The following is a 25,173-nucleotide window of genomic DNA, read 5'->3' as shown; positions in this document are numbered from 1 at the left end:
ATCAGACCGGGGTGGTCGTGGTGGAGGGCTTCCGTTCGGCCTGGGCCTGAGCCGGGATCGTGGCGGCCAGTTCCTCGGAGGGGCCCGCCGGAGGCGGCGTCACCGCGGCGATCGCGGTGGTCACGACACCCGCCGGCTCCTCGTCGACCTCGTTGACGTTCGTGTGGTCGACGACCTCGCGGCGCGACAGCTTCCAGATCACCGCGCTGGAGGCGACCAGGAAGACCGCCACGACCGCCGTACCCCAGTTCCCGAAGCCGGTCACGTACTCGGCGAGTGCGCCCACCAGGGCCGCCGCCGGCAGCGTCAGACCCCAGGCGACGAACATCCGTGTCGCCGTCGACCAGCGGACCACGCCGCCCTTGCGGCCGAGACCCGCGCCCATCACCGCTCCGGACACGGAGTGGGTGGTGGAGAGGGAGAAGCCGAGGTGCGAGGAGGCCAGGATGACCGTCGCCGCGCTGGTCTGGGCGGCGAAGCCCTGCTGCGGCTGGAGGTCGGTCAGGCCCTTGCCCATGGTGCGGATGATGCGCCAGCCGCCGAGGTAGGTGCCGAGCGCGATGGCGATACCCGCCGAGAGGATGACCCACATGGGCGGGTCGGAGTCGGGGGCCACGGCGCCGCCGGCGACCAGGGCCAGGGTGATGACACCCATCGTCTTCTGGGCGTCGTTGGTGCCGTGGGCCAGCGAGACCAGGCCCGCGGAGGCGATCTGGCCGGCCCGGTAGCCCTTCTTGGAGGCCTCGCCGTCGGCCTTCTTGCCGAGCGAGTACGTCAGCCGGGTGGCGAGCAGCGCCGCGATGCCCGCGACCAGCGGGGCGGCGACCGCCGGGATCAGCACCTTGGTGACCAGGACGTCACCGTGCACCGCGCCGACCCCCGCCGAGGCGATCGTGGCGCCGATCAGGCCACCCATCAGGGCGTGCGACGAACTGGACGGCAGACCGACGAGCCAGGTCAGCAGGTTCCAGAGGATCGCTCCGACCAGGGCGGCGAAGATGACCTCGGGGCGGATTCCGGCCTCGTCGACGAGGCCTTTGGAGATCGTGTTCGCGACTTCGACGGACAGGAAGGCGCCGACCAGGTTGAGCACCGCGGACATGGCCACCGCGATCTTCGGTCTCATGGCGCCCGTGGAAATGGTCGTGGCCATCGCGTTCGCGGTGTCGTGGAAACCGTTCGTGAAATCGAACGCGAGTGCGGTTACCACCACAATCGCGAGGATCAGCGAGAAGCTTTCCATTTACCCAGGCAATCGTTCGGCGTCGTTGGCGGGACGAACGTAGGTAACCCGAGTGAACGGAAGATGAACTGGGAGGGGCGCAGGGGTGTCCGCAACAGGGGGCTGTCATTCCGCCCTGGTACGGCGGCCCTTGCGCCCCAACGATCACGTGCCCCGTGCGAACTGTTTCAGTCGATCGAGTGACCCGTCGAAGAGATTCTGATCACCCGGAAGGCTGCCGTCGCCGTTGTCGTACTGCCAGAGGGTCCAGGAGGACCAGCCGGCCGGCAGCGGTCCCGCGCTCGCCGCGTCGTAGCGGGCGATCCACAGGGGGTGGTTCGCGGCGAACGCACGGCTGTTGCCCGTGCACGTGTTCCACCAGTGGGTGGTCGTGTAGATCACCGGGCGGCGGCCGGTGAGCCGCTTGACCTCGTCGCTGAACGACTTGATCCAGCCGACCATCCCGGCCTTGCTCAGGCCGTAGCACTTGTGCTTCTTGTCGTACGGGTTGTACTCGATGTCGAGCGCCGGCGGCAGCGTCCAGCCGTCCGCGCTCCAGCTGCCGCCGTTGCGTACGAAGTGGGCCGCCTGCGCCCGGCCCGACGACCTGTCCGGCAGCGCGAAGTGGTAAGCGCCGCGGATCAGGCCCGCCGCGCGCGAGCCGTTGTACTGCCGGCTGAAGTAGGGGTTGCGGTAGGTGGTGGACTCGGTCGCCTTGACGTAGACGAATCTGGCGCCCTTCGCCCTGGCGCTCCGCCAGTCGACGTTCTTCTGGTGGGACGACACGTCGTGCCCCATCGGGCGGCTCGCCGCCGTGGCCGGAAACTCCGCGAGCGAGGTCCCTCCCAGCGCGAGCGCCGCGGCGGAGACCGCCAGTAAGCGTCCGCGGCGGCGGGTCGATATGTGGTCACGGGCCATGCGATTCCCCCCGGAATGGCAACGTGCACGGCAAATCCCCCAGAGAGTACTGGAGGGTCGCTGAATATCCGATGATCTCCGGCCAAGAGAGATCCATGCCATGTTTGTGTGGGTATGCGCCCTTACACATGCTCGGTTTCCGGCCTAAAGTGCCCCCGCCCGGCGGCGCGTTGAAGGGCTGCCTGGCAGGATCGCCGCATGGCTGAGCAGCGAGGCGACGAGCGGGACGCAGGGGGCATCCGGGGCGGCGGACAGGATGCGGGGGAGCCCCGCCGGAGCGGTGTGCGCCCCGAGGAGGCGCGCGCCTGGGAGGACCTCGTCGCGACGGCCCGCCGGTCGGTCGCCGACGGGCTCGTCGTCGGAACGTCCGGCAACGTCTCGGTGCGTGTCGGGGACACCGTGCTGGTCACGCCGTCGGGCGTGCCCTACGACCGGCTGGCGCCGGACGACGTCACGGGGGTCGATCTCGACGGCCGCCAGGTCCTCGGCACGCTCGTCCCGACCAGCGAGCTGCCCATGCACCTCGCCGTCTACCGCACGACCGGCGCCCGCGCCGTCGTCCACACCCACGCCGTGCACGCGACGGCCGTCTCGACCCTCGTGCGCGAGCTCCCGCTGATCCACTACATGGCCGCCGCGCTCGGCGGCCCCGTCCGGGTTGCCCCGTATGCGACGTACGGCAGCGACGAGTTGGCCGAGAACATGCTCCGCGCCCTCGCCGACCGCTCCGGCTGCCTCCTCCAGAACCACGGCACGATCACCTACGGCACGTCACTGGACCAGGCCTACGACCGCACCGCCCAGCTCGAATGGATGTGCCGGCTATGGCTGACCGCCACATCGGTCCCGGGCCTGTCCCCGAGCCTGCTCTCCACGGAACAACTGACGGAGGTACAGGACCGGCTGCGCCACTACGGCCAGCGCGACTGACCCGCCCCCCGCCCCCCACACCCCCACCGACCACGAGCGTCCCGCCACGGGCGTGGCCACTGCTCCGCCGGCCACCGGCATCCCGCCCCGCGGCCGCGGCTACCGCTCCTCCGCCGCCCGGCCCGCGGCCGCGGCTACCGCTCCTCCGCCGCCCGGCCCGCGGCCGCGGCTATCGCTCCTCCGCCGCCCGGCCCGCGGCCGCGGCTATCGCTCCTCCGCCGCCCGGCCCGCGGCCGCGGCTACCGCTCCTCCGCCGCCCGGCCCGCGGCCGCGGCTATCGCTCCTCCGCCGCCCGGCCTGCGGCCGCGGCCACTGCTCCTCCGGCCGCCCGGCCTGCGGCCGCGGCTACTGCTCCTCCGGCCGCCCGGCCCGCACCCGCCGACGTACGCAAGGGGACGTGTCGGGGGGTGTCCGCCCGCAGTGGTTGGCGCGTCAACGGACAGTGAGCCGGTTCGCAAGTCCATCGCGCCAATCCGAGGACGGACACCCCCCGGCGCGGCCCCGACCCACCCCCGGCAAGATGGCGCGACGCGATCACCGATGCCCGTGATGACGCCTCCGCCGCAACACCCCGACAGCCACCACCGCCCCGGCTCGTCACCCCCCCACCCCGCCGCCCGTCACCTCGCCGCCCGTCACCCCGCCGCCCCCGCCCACTGGTCCGTCGCCCGGTCCGCCGGGACACTGGAGCCGTGCGCATTGTCAAAGCGGCGGCGGCCGCCGCCACCGCCGTGATCGGAGCCGGCGCAGCGGCCGTGGCCGCCGGCCGGTTCGCCAGCGACGCCGCGCTCAAGGCGCCTCCCGGCAGACCCCTGCCCACCGAACCCCGGCTCACCGTGCACGGCACCGCCGCCGGGCAGATCACCCTCACCCGGGACCTGGCCGCCCTGCGGCCCGGCCGCTACGGCCTCTCCGGCGACGGCTCCCACGCGGTGGTCGGGCCGGTCCTGACCACCGCCCCGCACACCGCCGACACCGTCGTACGCCGCCTGGAGAGCGTCACGCACGGCACCCTGAAGGCCGGTGACAAGGCCTGGCTCACCCCGAACGTGTACGTCGGCAACCCGAGCGACGCCCTCGGCCTCGAACACTCCGACATCGACATCCCCGGCGAACTCGGCGCCCTGCCCGCGTGGTTCGTGCCCGGCGCCCGGGACACCTGGGTGATCGCCGTGCACGGCCTGGGCACCACACGGGAACTGGCCATGAACGTCATGGAGTTCCTACACCGCAACCGCTTCCCGGTACTCGCCCTCTCCTACCGCGGCGACCTGGGCGCACCCCGTCGCCCCGACGGACTGAACCACCTCGGCGAGACCGAGTGGCGCGACCTCGACGCGGCGATCCGCCACGCCGTGCGCCACGGCGCACGGCAGGTCGTCCTGTACGGCTGGTCCACCGGCGCCACCATGGCCCTGCGCGCCGCCGAGCACTCGGGACTGCGCGACCGCGTCTCGGGCCTGATCCTGGACTCCCCGGTGCTCAGCTGGCAGACCACGCTGCGCGCCCTCGCCGCCGCCCGCCGCACCCCGGGCCCGCTGCTGCCCCTCGCGGTCCGCGCGGCCCAGGGCCGCACCGGCCTCCACGATGACGGTGTCGAGGGCCCGGCCCCGTTCGACGGGCTCCACATCCCGGCGCTCGTCTTCCACGGACCGGACGACACGGTGGCGCCCTGGCGGTTCTCCCGCCACCTCGCCGACACGCGCCCCGACATGGTCGCCCTCTACACCGTCGGCAACGCGCCCCACGGAGCGATGTGGAACGCCGACCCGCAGGCCTACGAGGAGGCACTGCGACGCTTCCTGACGCCTCTCATGTGACCCCGTACCCCACCCCCGTACCCCAGCCCCGCACCCCACCCCCGCACCCCGTCGCGCGCCCGTCCCGCCCCGCTCTCCTCCGACCGGTCGCGAGGATTCCGTTTAGCGTCGTACCACTGGCTTGTTCCCGGCCTTCGACCCCTCCCGGGAACCCGTGCGTTGGCCATCCCCGTCGCCCGCCGTGACATTCCGTTTGGGTTTTCGGACCGTCAACCGGAAGACTGCACCCGTGACGTCCCGTATCCCGCGCGACTCCAGGCTTCGACTCGTCCGCCCGCGACCCCTGGCCGCCGCCCCCAGAGCGATGAACCAGCGGCGCTCGCGCCGACCCGCACCGCGCCCCCCGGAGGGCACCCCGGCACCGGCGGAGCTGGCCAGAATGGCGCGCTCAGGTCTGGCCGCCGCGGCCCGCGTCGCCCGCTGGGCCGACGCCGCGCTCGGCCCCGGCGGGGACAGCGCAACCGCCGACGGCAAGGCCACCCTCTCCGACGCGACCGCCGAACGGGCCGCCCGCGACCTCGGTCTGACCCCCGCTCAGGTCAGGGCCGACTGGGACACCGCCCGCCTCGCCGGCCTCGTCGAGGTGCACGGCGACAGCGCCCGCCCCGGCTGGCGGCTGCGCGCCTGGAACCGCGACGACAGCGCCGTCCTGCGCGGCTGGGTCGCCCTCTTCGACGCCTGGTCGCTCGCCCACCCGGAGCCCGAGGACCGCGAGGCCGCCGCCGTCGCCGAGGTCGTCTCGGCCATGCCGCAGGCGCTCTCCTTCCTCCAGCTGTCCGCCGGCCCCGTCCCCGTGGAGCAGCTCCTCGACCTCCTGGAGCAGCGCGTCACCGAGCTGCGCACCGCACGCTGTGAGATCCCCTACGGCCCCCAGCCCGAGCCGGTGGCCGAGCCGGAGCCCACCGACGCCCCGCTCGCCCCCCTCCTCGACTGGGCCCTGCGCGCCCTCGCCTCCGTCGGCGCCCTCACCTACGGCGACGGCCAGGCCACGCTCACCCCGCTCGGCAGCTGGGCCGTCTGGGTCAAGCTGGAGCAGATCTGCGTCGCCGCGCAGAGCCCCGCCGGGAACATCGAGCAGGCGGCCGAGGACATGCTCCGCGGCTGCGCCCAGTTGCGCCCGAACGCGGCCCGCGCCGAGTACCGCGCCTGGCTCGCCGCCCGCCCCGTCGGCAGCGCCGTCACCGAACTCCTCGACGCCGCCCGCGGTGAGGACGCCCTGCTGCGCGGCCTCGCCTTCGAGGCGCTGCGGGTCGTCGGCGCCCCCGCCGAGCCGGAGGTCCGCGGCGTGGTCGCCGAGCCGACGCTCAGGCCGTACGCCCTGCTGTGGCTGGCCGAGCACGACGGCGCGGACCCGGAGGACGCCCACGAGGTCCTCACCCGGCAGGAGGCGACCTGGCTGTGGGTGGACACCGCGGCCGCCGTCGCCGACCACGGTGAGGCCCCCCTGCTCGTCCGGCACCTGGAATCAGCGATCCAGCCCACCGTCCCGATGCTCCTGGACGAGGTACGCGCCGTCGGGCACCCGCGCACCGTGCAGGTCCTGGTCGCCCTCGCCGCGGCCCACCCCGACCCGGCCCTGGCCAAGGCCGTCCGCCGGGCCGCGTTCCAGGTGCACACCGGCGGCAGCTAGAGGGTTGTCTCGGGCGCGTACGTCCCGAAGCTCCACACATTGCCCTCGAGGTCCCGGGCCATGTAGTCCCGTGAGCCGTAGTCCTGGTCCGTCGGGGGCATCAGGATCTCCGCGCCGTGGTCCACGGCGTGGCGGTGGTGTGCGTCCACGTCGTCCACCACCACGTACACCCCCGTGGTGCCCGCGCCCTGCATGGCCGCGTCGAACACGCCGCCGCGGCCCTTGCTACCGACCATCACCGCACCGTTGCCCTGCGTCAGCTCTGCGTGCATCACCGAGCCGTCCTCGCCCTCGTACACCGAGAGCTCCGTGAAGCCGAAGGCCTCGGTGAGCTGCCGGATCGCGGTCTTCGCGTCCGTGTAGAGCAGCGTCGGGTAAATGCTCGGACGTCCGCCGGACGAGCCTGCCATGGCGATCACTTCCTCGTTGTCCCGCTGCCTGACTCAGTCGAAAAGTGGTTGCACGCCCCCGTTAGACTGTCCCCTATGGCCATTCTCCTCGCGCATTAGACGGCGGGAACGCCCGCCCGTCGCCCGCCACCGCCCTTCCAACGGCGCGCTACGCGCGGCACCCCCTGATTCGTCCATCCCGCCCCCGTATCCGCCCTGGAGTCTGTCCGTGATCTCCGCCTCCGGTATCGAGCTGCGCGCCGGTGCCCGCGTCCTCATCGAGAACGCCACCTTCCGTGTCGCCAAGGGCGACCGCATCGGCCTGGTCGGCCGCAACGGCGCAGGGAAGACCACCCTGACCAAATGCCTCGCAGGCGACGGCATCCCTGCCGGCGGCACCATCACCCGCTCCGGCGAGGTCGGCTACCTCCCGCAGGACCCCCGCACCGGCGACCTCGACGTCCTCGCCCGCGACCGCATCCTCTCCGCGCGCGGCCTGGACGTACTGATCCGCAAGATGCGCGAGAACGAGGAGCGCATCGCCAACGGCAAGGGCGGCACCCGCGAGAAGGCGCTCAAGCAGTACGAGCGCCAGGAGACGGAGTTCCTCACCAAGGGCGGGTACGCCGCCGAGGCCGAGGCCGCGACCATCGCCGCCGCGCTCAACCTGCCCGACCGCGTGCTCGGCCAGCCCCTGCACACGCTCTCCGGAGGCCAGCGCCGCCGTATCGAGCTGGCCCGCATCCTGTTCTCCGACGCGGACACGCTGCTGCTCGACGAGCCGACCAACCACCTCGACGCCGACTCGATCATCTGGCTGCGGGACTACCTGAAGACCTACCGCGGCGGCTTCATCGTGATCTCCCACGACGTCGACCTGGTCGAGACGGTCGTCAACAAGGTGTTCTACCTGGACGCCAACCGCTCCCAGATCGACGTCTACAACATGGGCTGGAAGCTCTACCAGCAGCAGCGCGAGGCCGACGAGAAGCGCCGCAAGCGCGAGCGGCAGAACGCCGAGAAGAAGGCCTCCGCGCTGCACTCGCAGGCCGACAAGATGCGCGCCAAGGCCACCAAAACCGTCGCCGCGCAGAACATGGCCCGCCGGGCGGACAAGCTGCTGGCCGGCCTGGAGGCCGAGCGGAAGTCCGACAAGGTCGCCAAGCTGCGCTTCCCCGAGCCCTCCCCGTGCGGCAAGACCCCGCTCATGGCCGAGGGCCTGTCGAAGTCCTACGGATCGCTGGAGATCTTCACCGACGTCGACCTGGCCATCGACAAGGGCTCGCGCGTCGTCATCCTCGGCCTCAACGGCGCGGGCAAGACGACCCTGCTCCGGCTGCTCGGCGGGGCCGAGAAGCCCGACACCGGCCAGGTCATCGAGGGCCACGGCCTCAAGCTCGGCTACTACGCGCAGGAGCACGAGACCCTCGACCCGGAGCGCACGGTCCTGGAGAACATGCGCTCGGCCGCTCCCGACCTGGACCTGGTGGAGGTCCGCAAGACGCTCGGCTCGTTCCTGTTCTCCGGCGACGACGTCGACAAGCCCGCCGGAGTTCTCTCCGGCGGCGAGAAGACCCGCCTGGCGCTCGCCACCCTGGTGGTGTCCTCGGCGAACGTGCTGCTCCTCGACGAGCCGACCAACAACCTCGACCCGGCCAGCCGCGAGGAGATCCTCGGCGCGCTGCGCACGTACAAGGGCGCGGTCGTCCTCGTCACGCACGACGAGGGCGCGGTCGAGGCGCTCCAGCCGGAGCGGATCATCCTGCTGCCGGACGGCGTCGAGGACCTGTGGGGCGCCGACTACGCGGACCTCGTCGCCCTGGCCTGAGCGTCAGTGCCGTTCGATGCGTCAGTGCTGCTTGATCGAATGCGTGATCAACGGCGTATGGATCATTCGGCCTAGCGGTGATCCATCATCTGTGTGAGATCTCCTCGTACCGAGGTGTGTCCTACATCGATTTCGCGGCCGAGCCCCCGATTCTTCCGGGCTCGGCCGTGACGCCTTTCTGACCTGGCATTTTCCGGAACAATCCGTTCGGGTGTACGGGCGCCGATCTTCGGAATTGCATATTCCGGATGTGGGGATGTGCTCCCGTCGTCACAACCTTGTCTCACGGACCTTGCCGAATGGGTGGCCATCAAGGCCCGGAGGGGTGATCATGAGGAGACCAGAGCGCACTTCCCATGAGGAGGCACGGGTGGCCGAGACTCTGAAGAAGGGCAGCCGGGTGACCGGCGCCGCGCGCGACAAGCTCGCGGCAGACCTGAAGAAGAAGTACGACGCCGGTGCGAGCATCCGGGCGTTGGCCGAGGAGACCGGCCGCTCGTATGGCTTTGTGCACCGCATGCTCAGTGAGTCGGGCGTCACGCTGCGAGGGCGTGGCGGGGCGACCCGGGGCAAAAAGGCCACGGCCTGACCCCGGGTGGCCCCTCGGCTTCGATGGTGGCCACCCGGTCGGTCGGCTGACCGACCGGGTGGTTACTGTGCAGTCACTTAGCTGACCGCACACATCGGAGGCGTCCATGGCTTCGCCCGACAAGGACCTCGTTCCCGTACTCGACAAGGACGGCGTACGGCTCACCGTCGACGACGCGGTCGCCACGGTGACGCTGACCAACCCGGCCAAGCGCAACGCGCAGAGCCCCGCTCTGTGGCGGGCGCTGACCGAGGCCGGTCGGCAGCTGCCGGGCTCCGTCCGCGTCGTGGTGCTGCGGGCCGAGGGGAAGTCCTTCTCGGCCGGTCTCGACCGGCAGGCATTCACGCCCGAGGGCTTCGACGGGGAACCGTCGTTCATCGACCTCGCGCGTGGTGACGACGCCGAGCTGGACGCGACCATCGCCGAGTACCAGGAGGCGTTCACCTGGTGGCGGCGCAGCGACATCGTCTCCGTCGCCGCCGTCCAGGGGCATGCCATCGGGGCGGGCTTCCAGCTCGCCCTCGCCTGCGACCTGCGCGTCGTCGCCGACGACGTGCAGTTCGCCATGCGCGAGACCAGCCTCGGACTCGTGCCCGATCTGACGGGCACGCATCCGCTGGTGGGACTCGTCGGATACGCCCGCGCGCTGGAGATCTGCGTGACCGGGCGCTCCGTCACGGCCGAGGAGGCCGTCAACACCGGGCTGGCCAATGTGGCCGTGCCCGTCGGCCAGCTCGACGACACGGTCCGTGACCTCGCCGCGGCCGTCCTCGCCGCGCCCCGCGACGCCGTCGTCGAGACCAAGGCACTGCTGCGCGGCGCCCAGGACCGCACATACGAAGCCCAGCGAGGCGCGGAACGCCAGGCCCAGGCCCGCCGGCTGCGGGACCTCGCGGGCATCGGGGACTGAGGCGGCGCCTCAGCCGATCCCGCTCACCACCACCGCCACCGTCGGGTGGTCCGGCAGTGTCCTGCGCACCGCCGTGCGGACCGAGCGGGCCACCTCACGGGCCTGGTGGTCCGCTCCCACCGCCAGTTCCAGCCGGACATGACGGTGCGGCAGCGCCGCCTCGCCCGGGAGCTCCTCGATGTGCACGGGGTGGCCCAGCGCGGCGGTGAGGTGGAGGACACCCGGGACTTCGAGGGCGGCGGTCGCGACGCGGGCCTCGTCGCCGTCCGCCGGCCGCGCGGCCCGGGGAGGTTCGGTCGGACGCAGGGCGGACGCCGGCTCCGGCTCCTCGTCCAGCAGCCCCGTCACAAGCAGGTCCACCTCCGACACCGTCAGACCCAGCCCCTGCGTCGCCGCGGTCGCCAGTGTCGCCCGCAGCAGGGACGCCGTCGTCGGCAGCGGCCGCGAGGCCGTGGCCGCGAACTCCGCGGTCACCCGCAGAGGTCCGGGCGGCTGCGCGCTCGGCGGGGCCGGTACGGTCGGCTCCCGGGTGTCCCCCGGGTCGGCGAGCGCTACACGGAGCGCGTCGAGGCGTACGCCCGGAGCGTCTTGGGCCGCGCGCCGCAGCACCGCCTCGGCCGCCTGCTCGGCGATCCACGCACCGTCCCGCGCATCACCCAGCGGCAGGAGCCTGCCGAGGCCCAGCTGATGTCTCACTGCCTGCGTCCACCGGTCACCCGTCATTCCTCCAGCCTGCCGCATCAAAGGCGCGCAACCACGTAACCGTGCATACGGTGGTCGGAGGACGACAACCGAAAAGGACGTACGCCGATGACTGACATGACCGAGAACCGGGGCGGGGAGAGCGAGACACCGGCGGCACGCAGAAGCCCGCTGGCCAAGCGCAGTGGCGGAGACCCGGGCTCGCGCGGGCGGACGACCATCGCGGACGGCGTCGTGGAGAAGATCGCCGGGCTCGCCGCACGCGACGTGGACGGCGTGCACGCGATGGGCAGCGGAGTCGCCCGCACCTTCGGAGCCGTGCGCGACCGGGTGCCCGGCGGCACGAAGTCGGTGACGCGCGGGGTGAAGGCCGAGGTAGGCGAGGTGCAGGCGGCCCTCGACCTGGAGATCGTCGTCACTTACGGCGTGTCGATCGCCGATGTGGCCCGCGATGTACGGGAGAACGTCATCACCGCCGTCGAGCGGATGACCGGCCTCGAGGTCGTCGAGGTCAACATCGCGGTGAGCGACGTGAAGCTGCCGGACGAGGAGGAAGAGGAACCCGAGCGGCGGATCCAGTGAGGCGCGGGTCACCGGACGGCACAGCGGCTGAGGAGCTGAGGAGCGCATGAGCATGGCCGTGGTCGGCATGATCGCCGGCATGGCGTTGGCATTCGCCGGATACTTCGGCGGGTTCGGCGCCTTCCTGCTGGTGGCGGCGCTGGGCGCCGTCGGCTTCGTCGTCGGCCGGTTCCTGGAAGGGGACATGGACTTCGGCGACTTCTTCCGTCCACGTCACGAACGGCGGCGGTGACGACCGTGAGCACGGGGGCCGGTGAGCTCGACAGACCCCTGACCGCCGTCCCGCCGGGCGAGCGCGGCGCGACCAGGATCGCCGACCGGGTGGTCGCGAAGATCGCCTCGCAGGCGGCCCGCGAGGCCGTGGGGACACTGCCGCCCGGCGCCGGCCGGCCGTCCGCCGGCGTGGTCGTCCACCACGAGGTCGCCCACGTCCGGGTGCACGTCGAACTCGACTACCCCTGCGACGTCGGCGACCGCTGCCGTCGGGTGCGTCACCACGTCGTCGAGCGGGTGGGCACCCTGGCCGGTATGGAGGTTCCGGAGGTCGTCGTCCAGGTGGAGCGGCTGCATCCGGTCGCCGCGCACGGCGCGGCACAGGGGAGGACACGATGAGCGAACCCCGCGGCACCGGTCCGGCCGAGCCGTCCGGATCGCCCGAGTCCGAGGACACCACCCGGCGTCTGCCGGTCGTCGACACGTCGGAGACCGGCGACGGACCCGGCCAGGCGGTGCCCGCGGATGCCGACGGACCGCCGCCCGCGGCCGACGGTGAGGGCGGAAGCGAAGGGCGCTTCTGGTCGGCCCGCCGCGTCCCCGCCGGCATCGTCGCGCTGCTGCTCCTGGGCCTCGCCGGACTGTTCCTGTACGACATCGCGTCCGTGCGCGCCGACCGGCCCGTCATGAGCTGGCGCCGGGAACTCGCCCGGCAGCTCGCCGAACGGCCCCTCGACGACGTCTGGGTGCTCGTCGGGGCCGGGGTCGCCGCCGCCCTCGGGCTCTGGCTGCTCGTCCTGGCCGGCACACCCGGCCTGCGAAACGTGCTCCCGATGCGGCGCGCGCACACCGACGTACGCGCCGGACTGCACCGTGACGCCGCCGCGTCCGCGCTGCGGGACCGGGCCATGGAGGTGCCCGGTGTGCAGTCCGTGGACGTCCGGGTGCGCCGGACCAGGGCCAAGGTCCGCGCCGCGTCGCATTTCCGTGAACTGGACGACGTACGAACCGAAGTGGACGCCGTGCTCACCGACGCGGTCCGCGGACTGGGGCTGGCCCGGCCGCCCGCGGTGTCGGTGCGCGTCCGGCGGCCCGGCCGGAAGGGGTGACCGGAGGTGCTCCGGATCGTCAACCGCGTGTTCCTGGGGCTCGTGGGCCTCGTCCTGCTGGTGCTGGGCGGCTCGGTACTGGCCGTCGGCCTGGGCGCCCCGGCGCCCTCGTGGTGGATCCACGACAGCCGGCACGACGTCCTGCTGAGCTACGCCGAACGCACGCGCTGGCGGGAGGACGGCTGGTGGTGGCCGACCGTCATCGCCGTACTCGCCGTCGCTCTGCTGCTCGCCCTGTGGTGGCTCGTCGCGGTACTCCGCAGGCGCCGCCTCGCCGAGGTCCTCGTCGACACCGGCGACGGCGAGGGCGCGCTGCTGCGCGGCCGGGCCCTGGAGAGCGCCCTCGCCCAGGACGCGGAACAGGCCGACGGCGTGGACCGCGCCGACGCCCGTCTGACGGGACGCCGTACCGCCCCCGAGGCCCGTGTGCGGCTCGCGCTGGAACCGCACGTGGACCCCGGAACGGCCCTGCACGACCTGACGACCGGCGCCCTGGCCCACGCCAGAACATCGGCGGGCCTCGCAGCGCTCCCCGCGGAGGTGAGGCTGCGGGCCGTCAAGCACCGTGCGGAACGAGTGAGTTGAACCCGACCGGCCCCGTCATGGGCGCGCGGTATGAATGTGCGGCTCCGCCGCGTGGGCGCGACCAGCCCCCACGAACCCGCGGACGGAGACGGCGCTCTCAGAACCCGTGCCGCGCTCCGCCGTCCACGGGCACCATGACCCCGGTCAGATAGGAAGCGGCCGGCGACATCAGGAACGCGGCCACCCGCCCGAACTCCTCGGGCGCCCCGTACCGCCGCAACGGAATTCGCGACTCCGAAGCCGCCCTGGTCGCCTCGGGGTCCGCCGACAACCCGTCCAGCTGGCGCACCCGGTCCGTGTCGATACGCCCGGGCAGCACACCCACCACGCGGATCCCCCGCGGCCCCAGTTCCTCGGACAGCGACTTGGCGAACCCGGCCAGCCCCGGCCGCAGCCCGTTCGAGATCGTCAGCCCCGGAATCGGCTCGTACACCGACCCGGACAGCACGAACCCGATGACACCCCCGGCCTCCAGCTCGGAGGCCGCGGCGCGGGCCAGCCGTACCGCGCCGAGGAACACCGACTCGAACGCCGCCTGCCACTGCTCGTCCGTGTTGTCCGCGACGAACCCGGCCGGCGGGCCGCCCACGCTGATGAGGACACCGTTGAAGCGCCCGAAGTTCTCCCGCGCGGCCCCGATCAGCCGGGCCGCCGCATCAGGGTCGGCGTTGTCGACGGCCACCCCGACCGCGTTCGGGCCCAGCGCGTCCGCCGTCTCGGCGACGCTCTTCTCGTCCCTGCCCGAGACGACCACCTTCGCCCCGTCCGCGACCAGCTCGCGCGCGGAAGCGTTGCCGAGGCCTCGCGTGGCCCCGGTGACGACGTACACCCGGTCCTTCAGTCCAAGATCCATGGTCCCTATCCTGCCCCCTCCTCGCCGAACAGGGCGAGGGCGGTGTTCACGAGGCCGATGTGGCTGAACGCCTGCGGGAAGTTGCCGAGCTGCCGGCCGCTCACCGGGTCGAACTCCTCGGAGAGCAGGCCGACGTCGTTGGCGAGACCCACCAGCCGTTCGAACAGCGCGCGGGCCTCCTTCGTGCGGCCCGTCATGTACAGGGCGTCCGCGAGCCAGAACGAGCACACCACGAAGGTGCCCTCGGCACCGGGCAGCCCGTCGACGTCCGTGCCGTCGGTCGTGTAGCGGAGCAGCAGCCCGTGGTGGTCCAGCTCGTCGCGGATCGCGTCGATGGTGCCGACGACCCGCGGATCGTCGGGCGGCAGGAAGCCGACGCGCGGGATGAGCAGCAGCGCGGCGTCCAGTTCGCGTGAGCCGTAGGACTGCGTGAAGGTGTTGCGTTCGGGGTCGTAGCCCTTCTCGCACACCTCGCGGTGCACCTCGTCGCGCAGCGCGCGCCAGCCCTCCAGGTCGCCTTCCAGCTCCGGATGGCGCTCCATGGTGCGTACGGCACGGTCGGCGGCCACCCACACCATCACCTTCGAGTGCACGAACTGGCGCCGGCCGCCGCGCACCTCCCACAGCCCCTCGTCGGGCCGGCGCCAGTGGGTCCGCAGGAAGTCCATCAGGGCCGTCTGCAGCGCCCACACGTCCGGCTGGGCCGACAGGCCCGACTCGCGGGCCAGTGACAGGGAGTCCATGACCTCGCCGTAGACGTCCAGCTGGAGCTGGTTCACGGCCTCGTTCCCGATCCGGACGGGCCTGGACCCGGCGAAGCCGGGCAGCCACGGCAGCTCGGACTCGGGCAGCCGTCGCTCGCCCGCCAGGCCGTACATGATCTGCAGGTCGGCCGGGTCGCCCGCCACCGCGCGCAGCAGCCAGTTCCGCCAGGCCTCGGCCTCGTCCTGGTAGCCCGCCGCCAGCAGCGCGCCCAGAGTGAGGGTGGAGTCGCGCAGCCAGCAGTAGCGGTAGTCCCAGTTGCGCACCCCGCCCGGCTCCTCGGGCAGTGAGGTGGTGAGGGCGGCTACGATGCCGCCGGTCGGGGCGTAGGTGAGTGCCTTGAGGGTGATCAGGGAGCGGACGACGGCGTCCCGGTACGGTCCGTCGTAGCGGCACCGGGACACCCAGGCCCGCCAGTCCTCGACGCTGTGGCGCAGCGCCTCGTACGGGTCGACGAGCGGCGGGCGCTCCTCGTGGGAGGGGTGCCAGGTCAGGACGAACGCGACCTTCTCCCCCTTCTTGACCGTGAACTCCGCGTGCGTGCCGAATTCCTCGCCCCAGCTGCGCACCTCCGGCTCGCTCCGCAGCCACGCCGAGTCCGGGCCGGCCACGGCGACGCGGTGGCCGTCGGACCGGCGCATCCACGGGACGATCGAGCCGTAGTCGAAGCGCAGCTTGATGACGCTGTGCAGCGTCACCTCGCCGTCCAGGCACTCGACGATGCGTACGAGGTCCGGGGCCTGGTCGCGCTGGGGCATCAGGTCGGTGACCCGGACCGCCCCCCGCTCGGTCTCCCACTCGGTGTCCAGGACGAGGGTGTCGCGGCGGTAGGCGCGCCGGGTGCACCGGTCCGCCCCCACCGGGGCGATGCGCCAGTAGCCGTTGTCCTCGTCGCCGAGCAGCTTGGCGAAACAGGCGGCCGAGTCGAAGCGCGGCAGGCACAGCCAGTCGACGGAGCCGTCGGTGCCGACCAGGGCCGCGGTCTGTTCGTCACCGATGAGCGCGTAGTCCTCGATACCCGTATGCACGGAGTGCGGGTTCCCGGCAAGTCGGGCCCGCAATCAGAGCAGGAGCCGGGGGAGTGACGGGCCCTCGGCGGAGGCGGAGGTGCCGGTGCCGGTGCCGGAGAAGATGACGCCGGGATCCGACGGTGCCTGGTTGAGCACCCACAGGCCGATCAGCACGGCCAGGGTGAAGACGACCGCGATCAGCACGGCGAGCACGAGCCGCCGCCGGCGTTCGCGCCGCAGCCACTCGCCGCGTGCCGTGCGGTAGGCGTCGGGGTCGGGGAGCACCCCGCCGGCCAGTGCCTCGAGTGCCTCGCGCAGCTCTCGTTCGGTGCGGCCGTCGCCGTCGCCGTCGCCGTCGCCGCGGCCGGTCCGGTCCGGGCTTGTGCCACGCGACGGAGTCGCGTCTCGATTCGTCATCGCCGGGCCTCCATCGCCTGGGTCAGGGCGGCGATGCCGCGTGCCGTGTGGGTCTTGACGGAACCTCCGGAGATGCCCATCGCGGCGGCTATCTCACTCTCCTTCAGGCCGAGCCAGTGCCGCAGCACCAGAGCCTCGCGCTGGCGGGGCGGCAACTCCTGGAGCGCCGCGATGAGCACGCGCTGGTCGTCGCGCAGCAGCGCGGCGTGCTCGGCGGAGGCGACCGTGTCGTCCGGCGCGCTCGGCGGGTTCTCCTCGTGCCGGCGGGCGACCTGGAGGTGGCGTATCCGCATCCGTGTCAGATTGCAGACGGTGGACCGCAGATACGCCTCCGCGGCGGCCGCGTCCCGCAGGCGCCGCCACTTGCGGTAGATCTGGTAGTACGCCTCGGCCACCACGTTCTCCGGGTCGTCGGCGCCCAGCAGGACGGCGAGCCGCAGCATCGAGGAGTAGTGCAGCTCGAAGAGGCGGGCCACGCCCGCCTCCCGCTCCGGGTCGGCCGGGTCGGCGGCCGCGCGGGGCAGGGGCACGGCGGCGGGCGCCGGCCCGGCCGGCGCCGCGGTGGGGGAGTTCTCTCTGCGTCTCACGGGTGGTTCGCTCCGGTCTCCGGGCGTCGCCGGACGGTCAGGCGGGACGGCAGGTCGGTCGAGTCGGCGCCGCGCGGGACGCCCAGGCGGTCCAGCACCGGGGTGCCGGCCACCGCGACGGCCAGATTGAGCAGCAGGGCCGCGAGCCCGGCGTAGATCTCCAGCGGCCCGACGCCGGTGCCGAGCGGCACGATCGGGGAGAACCCCTCGCGCACCACCAGGTACGTCCCCGAGGCCATGCCCAGGGCCCACCCGGCGAGCAGCGCCCGGGGGTGCAGCCGCCCGGTGAACAGCCCGACGGCGACGGCCGGGAAGACCTGCAGGATCCACACGCCGCCGAGCAACTGGAGGTTGATGGCGTCCTGGTCGCGCAGCCCGAACACGAACGCCACGGCCCCCGCCTTCGCGGTGAGCGACACGGCCTTGGCGATGCGTACCTGGCGCTTGGGCGTGGCCGTCGGCTGGACGTACTCGACGTAGACGTTGCGGACGAAGCCGGTCGCCGCCGCGATCGACATCACGGCCGCCGGGACGAGCGCCCCCACGGCGATCGCGGCGAACACCAGCCCGGCCAGCGGCGCCGGCATCAGCCGGTCGACCAGCATCGGCACCGCTGCCTCGGCACCACCGCGCGGCGCCCGCACGCCCGCCGCGAGGGCGGCGAAGCCGAGGAACCCGAACAGTGCGAGCAGCCCGGTCCAGGCCGGCAGCGCCACCGATACCTTGCGCAGGGTGCGCGGCCCGTCGGCGGCGAAACCGGCGGTGAGCACATGCGGATACATCAGCAGGGCGAGGGCGGAGCCCAGGGCGAGGGTGGCGTAGGCGGGCTGCTGGGCGGGGGACAGGAGCAGCGCCTGGTCGCCCAGCCGCGCCGCGGCGCCGTCGAAGACCGGGCCGGGGCCGCCGAACCGTTTCAGGACCAGCCAGGTCACGGCGGTCAGCGAGCCGAACACGGCCACCGCCTTCAGCGCCGAGATGACCGTGGGCGCGCGCAGTCCGTGCCGGTACGTGGCCACCGCGAGCCCCGCGAACAGCGCCACCAGCACCAGGTCCCCGGGCACGCCCCCCGGATGGACGCCCCCGGCGGTCAGCACCGCCCGGATGCCGATCAGTTGCAGCGCCAGGTATGGCATCGTCGCGAGGATCCCGGTCAGCGCGACCACCAGGGCCAGCGGCGGCGAACCGTACCGGCCCCGGACGAAATCGGCGGCGGTGACGTAGCCGTTCCTGCGGGCCACGCTCCACAGCCGGCTCAGCAGCACGAAGGCGAGCGGGCAGACGATCACCGTGTACGGCACCGCGAAGAAGGCGGGCGCGCCGTTGCCGTACGCGAGACCGGGCACGGCGGTGAAGGTGTACGCGGTGAAGATCGTGCCGCCGAGCAGCAGCCAGGTCCAGCCCGGGCCGAGGGAGCGGTCGGCCAGCGCCCACCCCTCCAGGGAGGGCAGCCGGTCCACCGGACGCAGCCGCCGTGCGGTGACCGCGAGCAGCGACGCCCCGCCGATCACGGCGAGAAACGTCGCGGTCATGGCGCCGTCAGCCATGGGTCACCGTCCTTGGTGTGCCTGTGCCCTTGCGCGAGAGTTGCGCGGACGGCCCGTCCGGAGGACAGGGAATCGGCGGAAATTCTTCTGGGAACGACGTGTCATCCGGTTCCGGCGGGAGCGCAACTCTTGCACAGACCGACAGTGAGCGGGAGAGGTGCGCAGGTCGGGGAAGCGCCCCCGCACCGGCCCCCGCGCAGGTCCTGTCGCACACCACCGCCACGGTGAGGAGCCGCCATGCCCGTATCAGCCCTGCCCGAATCCAGCCGGTCAGCGCCCGAAAAGCGACGAATATCGCCTCGGTCCCTTCTGCTCTGGACCGCCGTCTCCCTGCTCGGTGCGATCGCCTGGGGCGTCCTCGCCCTCGCCCGGGGCGAGGAGATCTCGGCGGTCTGGCTGGTCGTCGCGGCGCTCGGCTCGTACGCCATCGCCTACCGCTTCTACTCCCGCTTCGTCGCCCGGCGGGTCCTCAAGCCCGACGACCGCCGGGCCACCCCCGCCGAGCGCCTCGAGGACGGCGTCGACTTCCACCCCACCGACCGCCGGGTGCTGCTCGGGCACCACTTCGCGGCGATCGCCGGCGCCGGGCCGCTGGTGGGGCCGGTCCTCGCGGCGCAGATGGGCTATCTGCCCGGGACGCTGTGGATCGTCGCCGGTGTGATCTTCGCGGGCGCGGTGCAGGACATGGTCGTGCTGTTCCTGTCCATGCGACGCGACGGCAAGTCGCTCGGGCAGCTGGCCCGGGACGAGATCGGCCGCTGGGGCGGGGCCGCCGCCCTGATCGCCGTCTTCGCCATCATGATCATCCTGCTGGGTGTGCTGGCCCTGGTCGTCGTCAACGCCCTCGCCCACTCCCCGTGGGGCACCTTCTCCGTCGCGATGACCATCCCCATCGCCCTGTTCATGGGCTTCTGGCTGCACGTCCTGCGCCCGGGCCGGGTCGTCGAGACCAGCCTGATCGGAGTCGTGCTCCTCCTGCTCGCCATCGTCGGCGGCAGCTGGATCCAGCAGTCCTCGCTGGCCTCCGCCTTCACCCTGAGCCCCACGACCCTCGTCTTCTGCCTGGTCGGCTACGGCTTCGTCGCCTCCGTGCTGCCGGTGTGGATGCTGCTCGCGCCGCGCGACTACCTCTCCACCTTCATGAAGATCGGCACGATCGCGCTGCTCGCGGTGGGCGTGGTGGTCGCCGCCCCGGTCATGCGCGCGGACGCGGTGACCGACTTCGCCTCGACGGGCGCGGGGCCCGTCTTCGCGGGCTCGCTCTTCCCCTTCCTCTTCATCACCATCGCCTGCGGCGCGCTCTCCGGCTTCCACGCCCTGGTCGCCTCCGGCACCACGCCGAAGCTGATCCAGAAGGAGTCCCAGGTCCGGATGATCGGCTACGGCGCCATGCTGATGGAGTCGTTCGTCGCGATCATGGCGCTGATCGCGGCGGCGACCCTGGAGCCGGGCCTGTACTACGCCATGAACGCCCCTGCCGCCCTCCTCGGCACGACGGCGGAGTCGGCGTCCCACGCGGTCGCCGGACTCGGCTTCACGATCACCCCCGACCAGCTGACCCAAGCCGCGAAGGCCGTGGAGGAACAGACGCTGATCGCCCGCTCCGGCGGCGCCCCGACGCTGGCCGTAGGCATGTCGGAGATCTTCTCCGGGGTCATCGGCGGCACCGCGATGAAGGCCTTCTGGTACCACTTCGCCATCATGTTCGAGGCGCTGTTCATCCTGACGACCGTGGACGCGGGCACCCGGGTCGGCCGTTTCATGCTCCAGGACATGCTCGGCAACGTCTGGAAGCCGGCCGGCCGGGTCAACTGGAAGCCGGGCATCTGGCTGTGCAGCGCCCTGGTCGTCGCGGCCTGGGGCTACTTCCTCTACACCGGAGCCACCGACCCGCTCGGCGGAATCAACCAGCTCTTCCCGCTCTTCGGCATCGCGAACCAGCTCCTCGCCGCGATCGCCCTCGCCGTCTGCACCACGGTCCTGGTCAAGTCCGGGAAAGCGCGCTGGGCCTGGGTCACCGGCGTCCCACTGGCCTGGGTCGTCGCCATCACCTTCACCGCCGGCTGGCAGAAGATCTTCTCCAACGATCCGAAGGTGGGCTTCTTCGCCCAGCGCGCCCGCTACGCCGACGCCCTCGACGCCGGCCAGATCCTGCCGCCCGCCAAGAGCCCGGCCGACATGCGGACCGTCGTCACCAACTCCACGGTCGACGGCGTACTGATCGCCCTGTTCCTGCTGCTGGTCGCCGTGGTGCTGGTGAACGCGGCGGTGGTGTGCGTACGGGCGATCCGGGCCCCGGGTCCCTTGCCGACCACCGAGGCGCCGTACGTCGAGTCCCGCATCGAGGTGCCCGGGGAGCAGCCGGCCGAGCCCCTGGCGGGGACCCGCTCATGAGGGCCGTGCGCTGCGCACGGGCCGTGGCCTGGTACGTCCGCGAGCTGCTGCGCACGCTGGACCGGGGGTCGGGGCCGCGGGGGAGGTGCTGCTGACCGGCCTGCCCTTGAGGCCGCCGGAGGTCACACGGTCGCCGGCTCCGCCTCCGCCGTGTCGGTGTCCTGGGCCGCCGCCTGCGCCCGGTCGCGGGCCTCGCGGCGGGCCAGGACCACCCAGCCGACCGGGACGGCCGCGGCGAACAGCCACCACTGGATGGCATAGGCGTAGTTCAGCGCGGCGTCCTCCTTGCCCGGGTTGCCGAGGAGCTCGGGGGTGTCGCCCTTGGGCTCGGGGGCCGTCTGGGCGATGTAGCCGCCGAGCACCCGGGCGTCCAGGCGCCGTGCCTCCTGCTCGCTGTTGATCAGCATGATCTGCCGGTCCGGCAGTCCGTCGAGGTTCTTGATGCCGCTCGCCGCGGTCGTCTCGTCGGGCATCAGCCGCCCCTTGACGGTGACCTCGCCGCCCGGCGGTGCGGGAACCTTCGGGAAGGTGGTCTGGCTCGGGCCGTCGGAGGGGATCCAGCCCCGGTTGACCAGCAGGACCTTGCCGTCGTCGAGGACGAACGGGGTGAGGACGTGGTAGCCGACCTCGTCGTCGGAGTTGGTACGGCGGCGGACGACGACCTCGTCCTCCGTGTCGAAGTGACCCTTCGCGGTCACCGTGCGGTACCGCTCGGCGCTGGTGACGGTGTGCCCGGGTCCGGTCAGCTTCTCCACGGGCACCGGGTCGGCCGCCAGCGCGTCCGAGACCAGCTGGTTCCGGGCGGTGCGCTCCTCGTAGCGATGCATCTGCCAGATGCCCAGCCTGATCATCGTGGGGATGAGAAGCAGGGCGATCAGCGTGAGGATCACCCACTGCCGAGACATCAGGAAGCGGTACACCCCACGACCGTACAACTCGGTCGTGGGGTGCCATCAGGCGGGTACGGTTTCACACCTTGTCGACAATTCCCGCCTTTCCCTCCGCGCGTGCGCAGTGCGCCCCGCAGTACCAGTGGCCCTCGACCTCCACGCCCTGGCCGATGATCTGCACCCGGCAGTGCTCGCAGATGGGTGCCATGCGGTGGATCGCGCAGGAGAAGCAGTCGAAGACGTGCACCGCGCCCTGCGCGTGCACCTCGAAGGTCATTCCGTACTGATTGCCACATACCTCACAGGTCGCCATGCGCCACAGGGTGAGCCGTCATCCCGGCCCGGGCGAGCGGGTGCCGGGCGAGTCGCCTCCCAATCACCCGTCCGTACGGTCGCCCTCCGGAAACCGATCCGCATACGGTCACGCCTCCGGCGCCGGCTCCACATCCGCGAGGAGCTGCCCGAAGGCCGCCTCGTCCACGACCGGCGTGCCGAACTGCCGCGCCTTGACCACCTTGGACGTGCCCGAGTCCGGGTCGTTCGTGACGAGCAGGCTGGTCAGCCTGGACAGGCTGGTGGCCACATGCAGCCCGGCCTCGGTCGCGCGGTCCTCCAGCAGATCGCGCTCCACCGAGGTGTCACCCGAGAAGGCGACCCGCATGCCCTGCTTGAGCCGCCCGCCCGCCTCGTAGCGCCCCGGGTTGGGGTAGGGACAGGCGGGCCGCTTCCGGGCCGGACGCCAACTGGTCGGCCGGTAACCGCCGTAACCCGCCTGCTGTCCGATGCGGGGCGCGGCGCGGTCCGACCACTCGGTCAGCGGCCGGCACTCCAGCAGCGGCAGCCGTACGCCGTTCGCCGCCGCGGCCCTGAGGCTGGGCCGGAACGCCTCGGCCAGCACGCGCGCGTCGTCCAGCGCGTGGTGCGCCCGCTGCTGGACGACGCCGAAGTGCGCGGCGAGGGACTCCAGCTTGTGGTTGGGCAGCGGGAGCCCGAGCTCCTTGGAGAGCGCGATGGTGCACAGCCGCTGACGCACCGGAGCCTCACGCTTCGCGCGCGCGTACTCCCGGGCGATCATCTGCCAGTCGAAGACGGCGTTGTGCGCGACGAGCACCCGCCCCTCGAGCCGGGTCGTGAACTCCTCGGCGATGTCCTGGAAGAGGGGGGCGCCCTCGAGTGCCTCGCTCGTCAGCCCGTGGATCCACACGGGGCCGGGGTCACGCTCCGGGTTGACCGTCGAGTACCAGTGGTCCTCGACCTCGCCGCGCGCGTCGAGCCGGTAGACGGCCGCGGAGATGATGCGATCGTCCCGGGCCAGACCTGTGGTCTCCACGTCAACGACCGCGTACCCCTGGGGATACGCGGCCGGCCATGACGTGGGAGAGGGCACTGCGGTCGTCAGGTCATCGAGCATGGTCCCTGAGGATACGGGCCACGACTGACACCATGGCCCGCCAGGGGCGTTCGCTCCGCTCTTCCGATGCTCCCTCAGGCAGGTTGTCCGGTCTGTCCGTTCGCGAGGCGTACGTCTGTCCGACGCTCAGTCACACCGATTGCACTCCGATTGCACTCCGATTGGCGGAGATCACCAAGAAGCAAGCGCGTACCGTCGGTAATACTTGTGGGTAACAACGTCTAGTCGGGGCAGGACGGCGGTCCTACGGTGCTTGCATGCCGAACCTGCCCGATGTCGTGCTGTGGTCGATCCCCGCCTTTGTGCTGCTCACCGTGGTCGAGATGGTGAGCTACCGTCTCCATCCCGACGAGGACGCGGAGGGCTACGAGGCGAAGGACGCCGCCACGAGCGTCGGCATGGGCCTCGGCAGTCTCGTCTTCGACTTCCTCTGGAAGATCCCGATCGTCGCCCTCTACACGGCCCTCTACGAACTCACGCCCCTGCGTGTGCCCGTTCTGTGGTGGACCGTCCCGCTGATGCTGCTCGGGCAGGACTTCTTCTACTACTGGTCCCACCGCGGCCACCACGTCGTCCGCGTCCTGTGGGCCTGTCACGTCGTCCACCACTCCAGTCGGAAGTTCAACTTCACCACCGCGTTGCGCCAGCCCTGGACGTCCTTGACGGTGTGGCCCTTCTACGTCCCCCTCATAGCCGCCGGCGTGCACCCCGCCGCGCTCGCGTTCTGCTCCTCCGCGAACCTCGTCTACCAGTTCTGGATCCACACCGAGCGCATCGACAAGATGCCCCGCTGGTTCGAGTTCGTCTTCAACACCCCCTCGCACCACCGCGTCCACCACGCTTCCCAGGGCGGCTACCTCGACCGCAACTTCGGCGGCATCCTCATCGTCTGGGACCGGCTGTTCGGATCGTTCGCCGCCGAGACCGAGCGGCCCGTGTACGGACTGACCAAGAACATCGACACGTACAACCTGCTGAAGGTCGCGACGCACGAATACGTGTCCATCGCGAAGGACTTGAAGGCGGCGCGGAGCTGGCGGGAGCGCGCGGGACGCGTGTTCCGGGGCCCGGGCTGGGGGCCCGCACCCGCATCCGCACCCGCTCCCGCACCGACGGCGACCCTTGCTACGGCTACGGCTACGCCCGCAGACCTCGCCGCGGCCCCGACCGCCCCCGCCGGTGAGAGCACGTCGGCGTGACCCCTTCCCGCCTCCTCCTCGCCGCCTTCGGGCTCGCCGCCGCCGTCGACCTCGTCTCCCTCGCGGCCGGCTTCGACACCGGGCACACCGTGGCCAAGCCCCTGCTGATGCCGCTCCTGGCCCTGTGGGCCGCCCTGCGCCAGGCGCCCCGGCTGCTCCCGGCAGCCCTGCTGTTCGGCTGGGGCGGTGACGTCCTGCTGCTGTCCGAGGCCGAGCCGGCCTTCCTCGCCGGCATGGGTTCCTTCGCCGCGGGTCATGTCTGCTACCTCGTCCTCTTCAGGACGTACGGCAGCCGGAACACGGTCCCACGCGCGCGTGCGGGACTGATCGCCCTCGGCTACGGCACCGCCCTCGTCACGACCGTCGCGCTGCTGTGGCCGGACCTGCCCGCGGACCTGCGTGTGCCCGTCGCCGGATACAGCCTCCTGCTCACGGCCATGGCGTACGCGTCCGGCACCCGGCTCGGCCTCTACGCCGGACTCGGCGGCGCGCTGTTCCTGCTCTCCGACACGCTCATCGCGACCGGCGTCGCCGACTGGCCACAGCTGCCCAGGCCGGACTTCTGGATCATGCTCACGTACATCGCCGCGCAGGCCCTGCTGGCCGGCGGCACGCTGGGGGCGCTCAACGCGCGCAGGGCACCGGCCGCGACATACGGCGAGATGCGGGCTGTCTGAGG

General features: G+C 72.1%; 26 protein-coding genes. 14 read left to right on the top strand and 12 right to left on the bottom strand.

Annotated elements, in window-relative coordinates; genetic code table 11:
- Position 1: 1 nt before the first annotated feature.
- Complete coding sequence (locus tag ACFZBT_RS27285) at positions 2–1,243, bottom strand: inorganic phosphate transporter (protein ID WP_391108491.1); 1,242 nt, start codon at positions 1,241–1,243, stop codon at positions 2–4.
- 144 nt (positions 1,244–1,387) lie between these two features.
- Entirely contained in the window at positions 1,388–2,140 is a 753-nt protein-coding gene (locus ACFZBT_RS27280; RefSeq protein ID WP_391108488.1) for a GH25 family lysozyme, read from the bottom strand.
- Positions 2,141–2,338: 198 nt separating this feature from the next.
- On the opposite strand from ACFZBT_RS27280, the gene ACFZBT_RS27275 reads away from it, so the two are divergent.
- The 3 genes from ACFZBT_RS27275 to ACFZBT_RS27265 all read left to right on the top strand — a co-directional run bounded on the left by ACFZBT_RS27275 (position 2,339) and on the right by ACFZBT_RS27265 (position 6,520).
- The gene (locus ACFZBT_RS27275; RefSeq protein ID WP_391108485.1) at positions 2,339–3,070 is read left to right on the top strand and encodes a class II aldolase/adducin family protein; all 732 of its coding nucleotides are present in this window, start codon (positions 2,339–2,341) and stop codon (positions 3,068–3,070) included.
- A gap of 692 nt (positions 3,071–3,762) precedes the next feature.
- Positions 3,763–4,890 (top strand): alpha/beta fold hydrolase, encoded by a 1,128-nt coding sequence (locus tag ACFZBT_RS27270; RefSeq protein WP_391108481.1) that lies wholly within the window; start codon positions 3,763–3,765, stop codon positions 4,888–4,890.
- A 229-nt stretch (positions 4,891–5,119) separates the two neighbouring features.
- Positions 5,120–6,520, top strand: a complete 1,401-nt coding sequence (locus tag ACFZBT_RS27265) for a hypothetical protein (RefSeq protein WP_391108478.1) — start codon at positions 5,120–5,122, stop codon at positions 6,518–6,520.
- On the opposite strand, the gene ACFZBT_RS27260 is transcribed toward ACFZBT_RS27265, so the two are convergent.
- Positions 6,517–6,930: a VOC family protein gene (locus tag ACFZBT_RS27260; protein WP_391108475.1), complete on the bottom strand. Its 414-nt coding sequence runs from the start codon at positions 6,928–6,930 to the stop codon at positions 6,517–6,519. The genes ACFZBT_RS27265 and ACFZBT_RS27260 overlap by 4 nt on opposite strands.
- Before the next feature lie 208 nt (positions 6,931–7,138).
- Here ACFZBT_RS27260 and ACFZBT_RS27255 point away from each other — a divergent pair, with 208 nt between their 5' ends.
- The 3 genes from ACFZBT_RS27255 (at position 7,139) to ACFZBT_RS27245 (ending at position 10,236) form a co-directional block, all read left to right on the top strand.
- Positions 7,139–8,737 (top strand): ATP-binding cassette domain-containing protein, encoded by a 1,599-nt coding sequence (locus ACFZBT_RS27255; RefSeq protein ID WP_391108472.1) that lies wholly within the window; start codon positions 7,139–7,141, stop codon positions 8,735–8,737.
- A 370-nt stretch (positions 8,738–9,107) separates the two neighbouring features.
- Complete coding sequence (locus tag ACFZBT_RS27250; RefSeq protein WP_010037790.1) at positions 9,108–9,326, top strand: helix-turn-helix domain-containing protein; 219 nt, start codon at positions 9,108–9,110, stop codon at positions 9,324–9,326.
- 106 nt (positions 9,327–9,432) lie between these two features.
- Positions 9,433–10,236, top strand: a complete 804-nt coding sequence (locus ACFZBT_RS27245) for an enoyl-CoA hydratase-related protein (RefSeq protein WP_391108468.1) — start codon at positions 9,433–9,435, stop codon at positions 10,234–10,236.
- Between the two features lie 9 nt (positions 10,237–10,245).
- Here ACFZBT_RS27245 and ACFZBT_RS27240 read toward each other — a convergent pair whose 3' ends face one another.
- Positions 10,246–10,959 carry a nucleopolyhedrovirus P10 family protein gene (locus ACFZBT_RS27240; RefSeq protein WP_391108465.1) on the bottom strand — a complete coding sequence of 238 codons (714 nt, stop codon included), beginning with the start codon at positions 10,957–10,959 and terminating at the stop codon, positions 10,246–10,248.
- A gap of 87 nt (positions 10,960–11,046) precedes the next feature.
- Here ACFZBT_RS27240 and ACFZBT_RS27235 point away from each other — a divergent pair, with 87 nt between their 5' ends.
- The 5 genes from ACFZBT_RS27235 to amaP are packed head-to-tail and all read left to right on the top strand — an operon-like array spanning position 11,047 to position 13,427.
- Positions 11,047–11,520, top strand: coding sequence for an Asp23/Gls24 family envelope stress response protein (locus ACFZBT_RS27235; protein WP_391108462.1), 474 nt, complete (start codon positions 11,047–11,049; stop codon positions 11,518–11,520).
- 46 nt (positions 11,521–11,566) lie between these two features.
- The gene (locus ACFZBT_RS27230) at positions 11,567–11,752 is read left to right on the top strand and encodes a hypothetical protein (RefSeq protein ID WP_184599696.1); all 186 of its coding nucleotides are present in this window, start codon (positions 11,567–11,569) and stop codon (positions 11,750–11,752) included.
- The gene (locus tag ACFZBT_RS27225; RefSeq protein ID WP_391108458.1) at positions 11,749–12,132 is read left to right on the top strand and encodes a hypothetical protein; all 384 of its coding nucleotides are present in this window, start codon (positions 11,749–11,751) and stop codon (positions 12,130–12,132) included. The genes ACFZBT_RS27230 and ACFZBT_RS27225 overlap by 4 nt, the downstream gene beginning before the upstream one ends.
- Positions 12,129–12,842, top strand: a complete 714-nt coding sequence (locus ACFZBT_RS27220) for a DUF6286 domain-containing protein (RefSeq protein WP_391108455.1) — start codon at positions 12,129–12,131, stop codon at positions 12,840–12,842. Before ACFZBT_RS27225 ends, ACFZBT_RS27220 begins: the two co-directional genes overlap by 4 nt.
- Before the next feature lie 6 nt (positions 12,843–12,848).
- On the top strand, positions 12,849–13,427 hold the full coding sequence (gene amaP / locus ACFZBT_RS27215; protein WP_391108451.1) for an alkaline shock response membrane anchor protein AmaP: 579 nt from the start codon (positions 12,849–12,851) through the stop codon (positions 13,425–13,427).
- 97 nt (positions 13,428–13,524) lie between these two features.
- On the opposite strand, the gene ACFZBT_RS27210 is transcribed toward amaP, so the two are convergent.
- Genes ACFZBT_RS27210 through ACFZBT_RS27190 form a run of 5 tightly spaced genes read right to left on the bottom strand, consistent with a single transcriptional unit; the run spans position 13,525 to position 18,600 of the window.
- The gene (locus ACFZBT_RS27210) at positions 13,525–14,280 is read right to left on the bottom strand and encodes an SDR family oxidoreductase (RefSeq protein ID WP_391108448.1); all 756 of its coding nucleotides are present in this window, start codon (positions 14,278–14,280) and stop codon (positions 13,525–13,527) included.
- 5 nt (positions 14,281–14,285) lie between these two features.
- The gene (locus ACFZBT_RS27205; protein ID WP_391108445.1) at positions 14,286–16,070 is read right to left on the bottom strand and encodes a glycoside hydrolase family 15 protein; all 1,785 of its coding nucleotides are present in this window, start codon (positions 16,068–16,070) and stop codon (positions 14,286–14,288) included.
- A 33-nt stretch (positions 16,071–16,103) separates the two neighbouring features.
- On the bottom strand, positions 16,104–16,469 hold the full coding sequence (locus ACFZBT_RS27200) for a hypothetical protein (RefSeq protein WP_391108442.1): 366 nt from the start codon (positions 16,467–16,469) through the stop codon (positions 16,104–16,106).
- The gene (locus ACFZBT_RS27195) at positions 16,466–17,056 is read right to left on the bottom strand and encodes a sigma-70 family RNA polymerase sigma factor (RefSeq protein ID WP_391108439.1); all 591 of its coding nucleotides are present in this window, start codon (positions 17,054–17,056) and stop codon (positions 16,466–16,468) included. The genes ACFZBT_RS27200 and ACFZBT_RS27195 overlap by 4 nt, the downstream gene beginning before the upstream one ends.
- Entirely contained in the window at positions 17,053–18,600 is a 1,548-nt protein-coding gene (locus ACFZBT_RS27190) for a sodium:solute symporter (RefSeq protein ID WP_391108436.1), read from the bottom strand. The genes ACFZBT_RS27195 and ACFZBT_RS27190 overlap by 4 nt, the downstream gene beginning before the upstream one ends.
- A gap of 237 nt (positions 18,601–18,837) precedes the next feature.
- Between ACFZBT_RS27190 and ACFZBT_RS27185 the strand changes: the two genes are divergently transcribed.
- Positions 18,838–20,994 carry a carbon starvation CstA family protein gene (locus ACFZBT_RS27185; protein ID WP_391108433.1) on the top strand — a complete coding sequence of 719 codons (2,157 nt, stop codon included), beginning with the start codon at positions 18,838–18,840 and terminating at the stop codon, positions 20,992–20,994.
- Between the two features lie 122 nt (positions 20,995–21,116).
- Here ACFZBT_RS27185 and ACFZBT_RS27180 read toward each other — a convergent pair whose 3' ends face one another.
- The 3 genes from ACFZBT_RS27180 to ACFZBT_RS27170 all read right to left on the bottom strand — a co-directional run bounded on the left by ACFZBT_RS27180 (position 21,117) and on the right by ACFZBT_RS27170 (position 23,295).
- Complete coding sequence (locus ACFZBT_RS27180) at positions 21,117–21,914, bottom strand: SURF1 family cytochrome oxidase biogenesis protein (protein WP_391108431.1); 798 nt, start codon at positions 21,912–21,914, stop codon at positions 21,117–21,119.
- A 49-nt stretch (positions 21,915–21,963) separates the two neighbouring features.
- Positions 21,964–22,197: a hypothetical protein gene (locus ACFZBT_RS27175; RefSeq protein ID WP_078615365.1), complete on the bottom strand. Its 234-nt coding sequence runs from the start codon at positions 22,195–22,197 to the stop codon at positions 21,964–21,966.
- A 108-nt stretch (positions 22,198–22,305) separates the two neighbouring features.
- The gene (locus tag ACFZBT_RS27170; RefSeq protein WP_391108428.1) at positions 22,306–23,295 is read right to left on the bottom strand and encodes a DEDDh family exonuclease; all 990 of its coding nucleotides are present in this window, start codon (positions 23,293–23,295) and stop codon (positions 22,306–22,308) included.
- Positions 23,296–23,552: 257 nt separating this feature from the next.
- Here ACFZBT_RS27170 and ACFZBT_RS27165 point away from each other — a divergent pair, with 257 nt between their 5' ends.
- Together ACFZBT_RS27165 and ACFZBT_RS27160 are read left to right on the top strand one after the other, a co-directional pair.
- Positions 23,553–24,494 (top strand): sterol desaturase family protein, encoded by a 942-nt coding sequence (locus ACFZBT_RS27165; protein ID WP_391108425.1) that lies wholly within the window; start codon positions 23,553–23,555, stop codon positions 24,492–24,494.
- Entirely contained in the window at positions 24,491–25,171 is a 681-nt protein-coding gene (locus ACFZBT_RS27160) for a lysoplasmalogenase family protein (RefSeq protein WP_391108421.1), read from the top strand. Before ACFZBT_RS27165 ends, ACFZBT_RS27160 begins: the two co-directional genes overlap by 4 nt.
- Positions 25,172–25,173: the final 2 nt, after the last annotated feature.

The sequence above is a fragment of the Streptomyces sp. NPDC008137 genome (assembly GCF_042957035.1).
Lineage (GTDB): Bacteria > Actinomycetota > Actinomycetes > Streptomycetales > Streptomycetaceae > Streptomyces.
The sequence above is the reverse complement of the archived record's forward strand: the minus strand, read 5'-3'. Positions and strand labels throughout refer to the sequence as shown.

Coding starts and splice junctions, on each gene's coding strand:
- ACFZBT_RS27285 (WP_391108491.1), bottom strand. CDS start 1,243: ATGGAAAGCTTCTCGCTGATCCTCGCGATTGTGGTGGTAACCGCACTC.
- ACFZBT_RS27280 (WP_391108488.1), bottom strand. CDS start 2,140: ATGGCCCGTGACCACATATCGACCCGCCGCCGCGGACGCTTACTGGCG.
- ACFZBT_RS27275 (WP_391108485.1), top strand. CDS start 2,339: ATGGCTGAGCAGCGAGGCGACGAGCGGGACGCAGGGGGCATCCGGGGC.
- ACFZBT_RS27260 (WP_391108475.1), bottom strand. CDS start 6,930: ATGGCAGGCTCGTCCGGCGGACGTCCGAGCATTTACCCGACGCTGCTC.
- ACFZBT_RS27245 (WP_391108468.1), top strand. CDS start 9,433: ATGGCTTCGCCCGACAAGGACCTCGTTCCCGTACTCGACAAGGACGGC.
- ACFZBT_RS27240 (WP_391108465.1), bottom strand. CDS start 10,959: ATGACGGGTGACCGGTGGACGCAGGCAGTGAGACATCAGCTGGGCCTC.
- ACFZBT_RS27235 (WP_391108462.1), top strand. CDS start 11,047: ATGACTGACATGACCGAGAACCGGGGCGGGGAGAGCGAGACACCGGCG.
- ACFZBT_RS27230 (WP_184599696.1), top strand. CDS start 11,567: ATGAGCATGGCCGTGGTCGGCATGATCGCCGGCATGGCGTTGGCATTC.
- ACFZBT_RS27220 (WP_391108455.1), top strand. CDS start 12,129: ATGAGCGAACCCCGCGGCACCGGTCCGGCCGAGCCGTCCGGATCGCCC.
- ACFZBT_RS27210 (WP_391108448.1), bottom strand. CDS start 14,280: ATGGATCTTGGACTGAAGGACCGGGTGTACGTCGTCACCGGGGCCACG.
- ACFZBT_RS27200 (WP_391108442.1), bottom strand. CDS start 16,469: ATGACGAATCGAGACGCGACTCCGTCGCGTGGCACAAGCCCGGACCGG.
- ACFZBT_RS27190 (WP_391108436.1), bottom strand. CDS start 18,600: ATGGCTGACGGCGCCATGACCGCGACGTTTCTCGCCGTGATCGGCGGG.
- ACFZBT_RS27185 (WP_391108433.1), top strand. CDS start 18,838: ATGCCCGTATCAGCCCTGCCCGAATCCAGCCGGTCAGCGCCCGAAAAG.
- ACFZBT_RS27175 (WP_078615365.1), bottom strand. CDS start 22,197: ATGGCGACCTGTGAGGTATGTGGCAATCAGTACGGAATGACCTTCGAG.
- ACFZBT_RS27170 (WP_391108428.1), bottom strand. CDS start 23,295: ATGCTCGATGACCTGACGACCGCAGTGCCCTCTCCCACGTCATGGCCG.
- ACFZBT_RS27165 (WP_391108425.1), top strand. CDS start 23,553: ATGCCGAACCTGCCCGATGTCGTGCTGTGGTCGATCCCCGCCTTTGTG.